General features: G+C 59.5%; 7 protein-coding genes. 4 read left to right on the top strand and 3 right to left on the bottom strand.

Annotation, left to right across the window (positions count from 1 at the left end; translation table 11 throughout):
* Positions 1-89 precede the first annotated feature (89 nt).
* Genes M9827_RS25590 through M9827_RS25580 form a run of 3 tightly spaced genes read right to left on the bottom strand, consistent with a single transcriptional unit; the run spans position 90 to position 2,546 of the window.
* Positions 90-857: a TerB family tellurite resistance protein gene (locus M9827_RS25590; protein ID WP_250607945.1), complete on the bottom strand. Its 768-nt coding sequence runs from the start codon at positions 855-857 to the stop codon at positions 90-92.
* Between the two features lies 1 nt (position 858).
* On the bottom strand, positions 859-1,530 hold the full coding sequence (gene murU, locus M9827_RS25585; protein WP_250607944.1) for an N-acetylmuramate alpha-1-phosphate uridylyltransferase MurU: 672 nt from the start codon (positions 1,528-1,530) through the stop codon (positions 859-861).
* Positions 1,527-2,546, bottom strand: a complete 1,020-nt coding sequence (locus M9827_RS25580; protein ID WP_250607943.1) for an aminoglycoside phosphotransferase family protein — start codon at positions 2,544-2,546, stop codon at positions 1,527-1,529. The genes murU and M9827_RS25580 overlap by 4 nt, the downstream gene beginning before the upstream one ends.
* Positions 2,547-2,676: 130 nt before the next feature.
* Between M9827_RS25580 and M9827_RS25575 the strand changes: the two genes are divergently transcribed.
* Genes M9827_RS25575 through rsmA form a run of 4 tightly spaced genes read left to right on the top strand, consistent with a single transcriptional unit; the run spans position 2,677 to position 8,573 of the window.
* A complete protein-coding gene (locus M9827_RS25575; protein ID WP_250607942.1) occupies positions 2,677-5,475 on the top strand; it encodes an LPS-assembly protein LptD in 2,799 nt (932 codons plus the stop codon).
* On the top strand, positions 5,456-6,772 hold the full coding sequence (gene surA, locus M9827_RS25570; protein WP_442967420.1) for a peptidylprolyl isomerase SurA: 1,317 nt from the start codon (positions 5,456-5,458) through the stop codon (positions 6,770-6,772). The genes M9827_RS25575 and surA overlap by 20 nt, the downstream gene beginning before the upstream one ends.
* Positions 6,769-7,758, top strand: coding sequence for a 4-hydroxythreonine-4-phosphate dehydrogenase PdxA (pdxA, locus tag M9827_RS25565; protein ID WP_250607938.1), 990 nt, complete (start codon positions 6,769-6,771; stop codon positions 7,756-7,758). The genes surA and pdxA overlap by 4 nt, the downstream gene beginning before the upstream one ends.
* Positions 7,755-8,573, top strand: a complete 819-nt coding sequence (gene rsmA / locus M9827_RS25560) for a 16S rRNA (adenine(1518)-N(6)/adenine(1519)-N(6))-dimethyltransferase RsmA (RefSeq protein ID WP_038363334.1) — start codon at positions 7,755-7,757, stop codon at positions 8,571-8,573. Before pdxA ends, rsmA begins: the two co-directional genes overlap by 4 nt.
* Positions 8,574-8,576: the final 3 nt, after the last annotated feature.

The raw sequence follows: 8,576 nt of genomic DNA, 5'->3' as shown, positions 1-8,576 counted from the left end.
CTCGCTCCCACATTGGATCTGCGCACACAATCCATTGTGGGAGCGAGCCTGCTCGTGAGAGGCCAGCGCAGACGATACACATCTAACGGTTAGCGAAAATCCCGCCGTTCACGAATCAACGTGTAGGCAGTGTGCAGCTCCCGGGTTTTCTCGGTCGCTTCACGCACCTGCGCTGGCGTTGCCCCCGTACCGGCAATCTTGTCCGGGTGATGACGACTGAGCAGGCGCCGATAGGCCCGTTTGATCTGCGCCGGTTCACTGGACGCCGACACGCCCAATAAACGCATCGCCTCCTGATAGCTCACCGCAGCACTGACGATCGGACGCTTGCCCGGTTCGTAATCACTGGCCAGCGCCTGCACCTGATGCGTCGTCCAGCCGAGCCACTTGCCCCATTGCGCCAACAACTCACGCTCGCTGACGCCCGCGCGGCCATCGGCCCAGACCATCCGCCAACACGCCCGCAAGACACCTTCGGCCGCATGGGGCTGAGCGCTCAAGCGCCGCAGATAACCGCGCAGATTGTCATTTCCAGACTTGCCACGGTTGAACGCCGCAATGGCGCGTCGCGTCGCTGGCTCACTCATCTCCAGCGCACGCATCTCGTTACGCGCCTGCTGGATATGCCCGTCGGTAACCCGCCCGTCACTTTTGGCCAGACGCCCGAGCAACACAAACAGCAGCTCGTCGTTGCGCAACATCGGCCGACCGCCGAGCTTTTCCCGCAGATGCCCAAAGCTTTGCAGGTTCAGGCGCCGATCCAGCGCCTGCCCCAACAATGCCCCCAGCATGGCCCCCGGAATGCTGGCAATCGCAAAACCCGCTCCGGCTCCAATCAGAGTCCCTGGCCACAACATGTCAGCGACTCGCTTCTATCAATGCTTCAGCTTCGGCCAGACGCTCGTGCGTGCCGACGTCCACCCAGTGACCTTTCAGACGCTCGCCCGTGACTTCGCCAGTTGCCATGGCGTTGCGCAGCAGCGGTGCCAGTTTGAAGGCGCCGTCAGTGCAGCCGTCGAACAGCTGTGGATGCAACACGGCGATGCCGCTGTAGGTCAGGGTTTCCGCGTCCGGCTGGCCGTCGATTACCTGACCGTCGAGCAAAGTGAAATCACCGCTCGGGTGATGCGCCGGGTTGTCGGCCAGTACCAGATGCGCCAGCCCGTTGATCGGCTGGTGCAGGACGCTGAAGTCGTAATCGGTCCAGATATCGCCGTTGACCACAAGAAAGGCATCGTCACCGAGCAACGGCAAGGCACGGAAAATCCCGCCGCCGGTTTCCAGTGGTTCGCCTTCCGGTGAGTACTGAATGCTCACGCCAAACTGCGAACCGTCACCCAGATAATCCTCGATCTGCTGACCGAGCCAAGCGTGGTTGATCACGATCTCGTTGAATCCGGCGGCCGCGAGGGCGCGCAGGTGATATTCGATCAAGGGCACGCCACCCGCACGTACCAGCGGTTTCGGCGTGGTCAGGGTCAGCGGGCGCATGCGCTCGCCTTTGCCCGCCGCCAGAATCATTGCCTTCATGCTGTTGCTCCACCCCGCAGGCTGGTGAACAGCGCTTGCAGTTCCGCCAGTTCAGGACGACGCGCAATCACCGCTTCTATATAGGAGAAGAAACGTGGCACGTCGGCCAGATAACGCGGCTTGCCGTCGCGGTGGCAGATGCGCGCGAAGATCCCGATGACTTTCAGATGACGCTGCACGCCCATCAGATCGCTGGCGCGCAGAAAGTCTTCGAAATCCGGCTGCACTGGAATGTTCAGCGCCGAAGCTTGCTGCCAGTATTTTTCCAGCCAGCCGCGCACACGTTCTTCGGGCCAGCTGAGGAACGCGTCCTTGAACAGGCAAGTCACGTCGTAGGTCACCGGGCCGTAGACTGCATCCTGGAAATCCAGCACGCCGGGATTCGGTTCGCTGAGCATCAGGTTGCGAGGCATGTAGTCGCGGTGCACCAGCACTTTGGGTTGAGCGAGTGCGCTGTCGATCAGCAGGTCGCTGACCTGCTGCCACTGTTGTTGCTGGGCCGAGTCGAATTCGATACCGAGTTCACGCTTCACGTACCACTCGGGGAACAGTTCCAGCTCTCGGCGCAGCAAGGCAACGTCGTAACTTGGCAACGGTGCGACCATCGGCAACTGCTGAAAAGCCAGCAGCGCTTGCAGGGCATCGGCGAACAATGCGTCGGCATTTTCGCCATCGATCACGTCAAGATAGGTCTTGTTGCCCAGGTCATTGAGCAAAAGAAATCCGCGCTCAAGGTCCTCGGCATAAATTTTCGGCACATTAATTCCGGATTTCGCCAGCAAAAACGCGATATCCACGAACGGTTTGCAGTTTTCCTGGGGTGGCGGAGCGTCCATCACGACGAAGCTGCGACCCTCGCCTTCCCAGCGGAAGTAACGGCGGAAACTCGCGTCGCTGCTGGCCGCAGTCAACGTGGCCGGGGGCACGGTGCCCCAGCCCTGATCTGCAAACAGGATTGCCAACTGCTCATCGAGCCAAACTTTCAGGTGTTGCAAGCGTACATCTTGGTCAGGCATTGCAAGGGTCTCCGACGGCGCTAGCCGTCAAGCGGGTCATGCTTTATTATCCAGCATCTTTTTCAGACCATCGAGAGGCGTGCGGCCCACACCGCGGGCAGATGGCACGCAGGAAGCCCGGACTAATAAGATGGCATTGAAATCCCCCGCGTTTCGTAAAAAATTTCCGTTGTTGGTAACCGGCAGTCTGCTGGCTATGCAACCTCTGGCCAGTCAATTCGTTGTTGCCGCCGAGCAGTATGACTGCTCCGTCTCGGCTTCGGGTGGTTGGGCCTGTGCGCCCAAATCAACCGCTGCTGCGTTGCCGCCGCGCCCAGTGCATGACGGCAGTGCCGTCAGCGCTAGCGGCGAAGCGGCGACCGAGAACGGTTCGGGTGCAGACACAGCCCCTAAAACGGCGCTGGTCACCGAAGCCAAGGGCCGCGGTTTGAAATCCCGTAGCGAAGACTTCAGTCACCTCGACTGGGTTCCGCGCGAGAAGCTCACCGCCGCTCAACTGGCCGAGACCGGGCCTTACTGCTCTGGTGCCTATATCGAACCGATTCGTCCTGGCATGAATGACAAGACGAATAAAAGCGATGCTCCGACCTTTATCGGCGCAAAAGCCTCGCGCTATAACACCGATGATCAAGTCGGTACGCTGGCCGGTGACGTAGTACTGCGTCAGGGCAGCATGCAGGTCGAATCCGACGAGGCCAGCCTGTATCAGGCCGAGAGCCGCGCCGAACTCAATGGCGATGTACGTATCCGCGACAACGGCGCGCTGATCGTCGGCGACCACGCCGATGTACAGCTCGACACCGGTGAAGCCAAGGTCGACAACGCCGAATACGTGATGCACAAATCGCGCATCCGCGGTAACGCGCTGTACGCCAAGCGTGCCGAAAACGCGATCATCCGTCTGAAGGACGGCACGTACACCACGTGCGAACCGAACAGCAACGCCTGGCAGCTCAAGGGCAACAACATCACCCTGAACCCGGCCACCGGTTTCGGCACCGCGACCAACGTGACGCTGCGCGTAAAAGACATTCCGATTCTGTACACGCCGTACATCTACTTCCCGATCGACGACCGTCGTCAGTCGGGCTTCCTGCCGCCGACCATCGGCAGCGGCAGCGACACCGGCTTCATGCTGGTCACGCCGTACTACTTCAACCTGGCCCCGAACTACGACGCCACGTTGTACCCGCGCTACATGAGCAAGCGTGGCATGTTGGTGGAAGGCGAATTCCGTTACCTGACCAAGTCGAGTGAGGGTCAGTTTGGTGCGGCTTATCTGAACGATGACGATACCGAGCGCAGCAAGCAGACCGACTACGAAAAAACCCGCTACATGTACAACTGGCAGCACAAGGGCGGTCTCGACTCTCGTGTGCTCACCCAGGTTGACTACACCAAGATCAGCGATCCTTATTATTTCCAGGATCTGCAAACCGATCAGATTGGTGTGAAATCAGAAGACTTCGTCAATCAGCAGGGTTCGGTTACCTATCGTGGTGACAGCTACACGGCTCGTCTGAATGCTCAGCAGTACCAGCTGGCTACCGTTTCGAACATCACGCCGTATGGCCGTCTGCCGCAGATCACCTTTAATGGTCAGCTGCCGTACCATCCGGAAGGTTTGAATTTCGATTACGAAACCGAGATCGTGCGGTTTGATCGTGACCTGAAAACCGGCGATTTCATCGACGAAAACGGCAATTCATCCCCAAGACTGGATACCAACATTCGTGGTTTGGACCGAGCCAACGGCGACCGGCTGAACCTGAAACCAGGCGTCAGTCTGCCGATGAACTGGACTTACGGCTTCCTGAAGCCGTCGCTGAAGTACCAGTACACCCAGTACCAGCTGGACCTGGATAACACCGGTAAATCGCAGATCGATGCGATGACTGCCGAACAGAAAAAACTTAACGGCGAATTCGACAGCAGCCAGAACCGTGGCGTACCGATTGCCAGCATCGACAGCGGCCTGTATTTCGACCGCAACACGTCGTACTTCGGCAAGAACTACCGCCAGACCCTGGAACCACGTCTGTTCTACCTCTATGTACCCAAGGTCGATCAGGAAGACATTCCAGTATTCGACACCAGCGAATACACCTTCAACTACGCCTCGCTGTTCCGTGACAACCGCTTCTCCGGCGCCGACCGTGTCGGCGATGAGAACAAACTGTCGCTGGGTGTAACCAGCCGCTGGATCGAAGACAACGGTTTCGAGCGTCAACGCATCAGCGTCGGTCAGGCTTACTACTTCAAGGATCGTGAAGTACAACTGCCAGGCATCGCGTTCAAGGATCGCAAAGATGCCCAGTCCGATGTTTCGCCATACGCACTGGAATACGAATACCGCTGGAACCGCGACTGGCGCACCACGGCCGACTACAACTGGGATCCGGACAGCCGCAGCCCGCGTTCCGGCAGTGCGATGTTCCACTACCAGCCTGAAGACAACCCGAACAAGGTTATCAACGCCGGCTATCGCTATCGCAACGACCAGGTTCGTTACGACCAGAACACCGGTAAATGGTCGGTGGGTGGTGGTGACTATGGCACTCCTGGCCAACCTGGCTACGTGAAGGACTACTACAAGATCCAGCAGCATGACTTCTCGGTCATCTGGCCGATCGTTCCGCAGTGGAACGCGATCAGCCGCTGGCAGTACGACTACAACCGCAACCGTACGCTGGAAGCCTTCGGTGGTTTCGAGTACGACAACTGCTGCTGGAAACTGCGCCTGATCAACCGTTACTGGGTTTCCTATGACGAGTTCAGCCAGGAAGCTCCGCAAAACGAAAAAGGCGACCATGGCGTCTTCCTCCAAATTGTTCTGAAGGGACTCGGCGGCCTCACCGGCGCCAAGGTAGAGAGCTTCCTCGACAAAGGCATTCAAGGTTATCGTGAACGTGAAGACCAAGCTTTCTGATTGTCTGCGCCCGCTGATGCTGGGCGCGCTGTTCCTGGGTACTGCGGCTAACGCCGCAGTTCAATCCATCGACAAAGTGGTAGCAATCGTCGACAACGACGTGGTCATGCAGAGCCAACTGGACCAGCGCGTCCACGAAGTGCAGCAGACCATCGCCAAGCGTGGCGGCGGCTTGCCGCCTCCTGGCGTACTGGATCAACAGGTGCTTGAGCGCCTGATCGTCGAAAACCTGCAATTGCAGATCGGCGAACGTTCCGGCATCCGCATCACCGATGAAGAACTGAACCAGGCGGTCGGCACCATCGCCCAGCGCAACAACATGTCGGTTGAGCAGTTCCGTGCCGCTCTGGCTCGCGACGGTTTGTCTTACGACGACGCCCGTGATCAGATCAAGCGCGAAATGATCATCAGCCGTGTACGTCAGCGTCGTGTGGCGGAGCGCATTCAAGTCTCCGAGCAGGAAGTGAAGAACTTCCTCGCTTCCGATCTGGGCAAAATGCAACTGTCCGAAGAGCTGCACCTGGCCAACATCCTGATCCCGACGCCGGAAAGCGCCAACTCTGATGCGATTCAGAGTGCTGCCCGTCAGGCCATGGAGGTTTACCAGCAACTCAAGCAAGGCGCTGACTTCGGCCAGATGGCCGTGGCCAAGTCGGGCAGCGACAACGCGCTGGAAGGCGGCGACATGGGCTGGCGTAAAGCCGCGCAACTGCCACCGCCGTTCGACCGCGAGTTGAGCAGCATGGCTGTTGGCGACATCACCCAACCTGCACGCACGCCGGGTGGTTTCATCATCCTCAAGCTGCTGGCCAAACGTGGTGGCGAAGCGCAGATGCGCGACGAAGTGCATGTACGTCACATTCTGGTGAAACCAAGCCCGATTCGCGATGAAGCGAAGACCAAGGCTCTGGTTCAATCCTTGTACGAGCGCATTCTGGCCGGTGAAGATTTCGCCACTCTGGCAAAAAGCTACTCCGAAGACCCGGGTTCGGCGCTCAACGGCGGCGACCTGAACTGGATCGACCCGAACGTACTGGTTCCGGAATTCCGCGAAGTGATGGCCAAGACTCCACAAGGTCAGCTGTCCAAGCCATTCCAGACTCAATATGGCTGGCACGTTCTGGAAGTCCTTGGCCGTCGCGCCACCGACAGCACCGAGCAGGCCCGCGAGCAGCAAGCCATGACCGTACTGCGTAACCGCAAATACGACGAAGAGCTGCAAACCTGGCTGCGTCAGATCCGTGACGAAGCGTACGTAGAGATCAAACTCCCTGGTGCAGACCAGGCAGCGCAGTGAAACCCAAGCGTTTCGCGCTGACACCCGGCGAACCAGCCGGCATCGGTCCCGACCTGTGCCTGCTGCTCGCCTCGCAAGCCCAGCCACATCCCCTGATTGCCATCACCAGCCGCGACCTGCTCCTTGAGCGGGCCGCGCAACTGGGGCTGGCCGTCACTTTGCTGGATGTTGCGCCTGGCAGTTGGCCGGATGCCCCGGCGCCCGCCAACAGCCTGTATGTCTGGGATACTCCGCTTAGCGCCCCCGTGGTGGCTGGGCACCTGGACAAGGCCAATGCGGCTTTCGTTCTCGAAACCCTGACCCGCGCCGGCAACGGCTGCCTGAACGGCGACTTCGCCGGGATGATTACCGCCCCCGTGCACAAAGGCGTGATCAACGAGTCCGGCATCGCCTTCTCCGGGCACACGGAATTTCTCGCTGACCTGACCCACACCGCCCAAGTGGTGATGATGCTCGCCACTCGTGGTTTGCGCGTGGCACTGGTCACCACTCACCTGCCTCTGCGCGAAATTGCCGATGCAATCACGCCAGAACGGCTGGAACGCGTGACGCGGATCCTGCACAGCGACCTGCAAAACAAATTCGGCATCGCCCAGCCACGCATCCTGGTTTGCGGACTTAACCCGCACGCTGGTGAAGGCGGCCACCTGGGCCATGAAGAAATCGACATCATTGAACCGACATTAGAGCGCCTGCGCGGCGAGGGCATGGACCTTCGTGGCCCGCTGCCTGCCGACACTCTGTTTACCCCCAAATATCTGGAGCACTGCGACGCAGTGCTGGCGATGTACCACGACCAGGGTTTGCCTGTGCTTAAGTACAAAGGCTTCGGCGCTGCCGTCAACGTGACCCTCGGCCTGCCGATCATCCGCACGTCGGTTGATCACGGCACCGCCCTGGATCTGGCCGGCAGCGGCAAGATCGACACCGGCAGCCTGCAAGTCGCCCTGGAAACCGCCTACCAGATGGCCGAGACCCGTTTATGACCGAGCAATACCAACACAAGGCGCGCAAACGCTTTGGCCAGAACTTCCTGCACGATGCCGGCGTTATCGACCGCATCCTGCGCTCCATCAGCGCCAAGTCTGAAGACCGCCTGCTGGAAATCGGCCCGGGCCAGGGCGCACTGACCGCCGGCCTGCTGTCCTCCGGCGCACAACTGGACGTGGTGGAGCTGGACAAGGATCTGATCCCGATCCTCAACCAGCAGTTTGCCGGCAAGAGCAACTTCAACCTGCATCAGGGCGATGCACTGAAGTTCGACTTCAACACGCTCAACGCCGCGCCGAATAGTCTGCGTGTGGTCGGCAACTTGCCGTACAACATCTCCACGCCGCTGATTTTTCATCTGCTGAACAACGCCGGCATCATTCGCGACATGCACTTCATGCTGCAGAAAGAAGTTGTCGAGCGCTTGGCCGCAGGCCCGGGCGGCGGTGACTGGGGTCGTCTGTCGATCATGGTTCAGTATCATTGCCGCGTGGAACACCTGTTCAACGTCGGCCCAGGTGCGTTCAATCCACCGCCCAAAGTCGATTCGGCCATCGTCCGACTGGTGCCGCACGCAGTACTGCCGCACCCGGCCAAGGATCACAAGTTGCTGGAACGCGTCGTGCGCGAAGCCTTCAACCAGCGTCGTAAAACATTGCGCAACACCCTCAAGCAATTGCTCAGCAACGCTGAAATCGAAGCCGCCGGCGTCGATGGCAGTCTGCGTCCGGAGCAACTGGATCTGGCTGCGTTCGTACGTCTGGCCGACCAGCTCGCGGTACAAGTTCCGGCCTCCCCCGCCGCCGACTGATAG

Source organism: Pseudomonas sp. AKS31 (genome assembly GCF_023634765.1).
Lineage (GTDB): Bacteria > Pseudomonadota > Gammaproteobacteria > Pseudomonadales > Pseudomonadaceae > Aquipseudomonas.
The sequence above is the reverse complement of the archived record's forward strand: the minus strand, read 5'-3'. Positions and strand labels throughout refer to the sequence as shown.

What these genes read in the sequence shown, in the direction of transcription:
- M9827_RS25590 (WP_250607945.1), bottom strand. Translation starts at nt 857, where the DNA reads ATGTTGTGGCCAGGGACTCTGATTGGAGCCGGAGCGGGTTTTGCGATT.
- murU (WP_250607944.1), bottom strand. Translation starts at nt 1,530, where the DNA reads ATGAAGGCAATGATTCTGGCGGCGGGCAAAGGCGAGCGCATGCGCCCG.
- M9827_RS25580 (WP_250607943.1), bottom strand. Translation starts at nt 2,546, where the DNA reads ATGCCTGACCAAGATGTACGCTTGCAACACCTGAAAGTTTGGCTCGAT.
- M9827_RS25575 (WP_250607942.1), top strand. Translation starts at nt 2,677, where the DNA reads ATGGCATTGAAATCCCCCGCGTTTCGTAAAAAATTTCCGTTGTTGGTA.
- rsmA (WP_038363334.1), top strand. Translation starts at nt 7,755, where the DNA reads ATGACCGAGCAATACCAACACAAGGCGCGCAAACGCTTTGGCCAGAAC.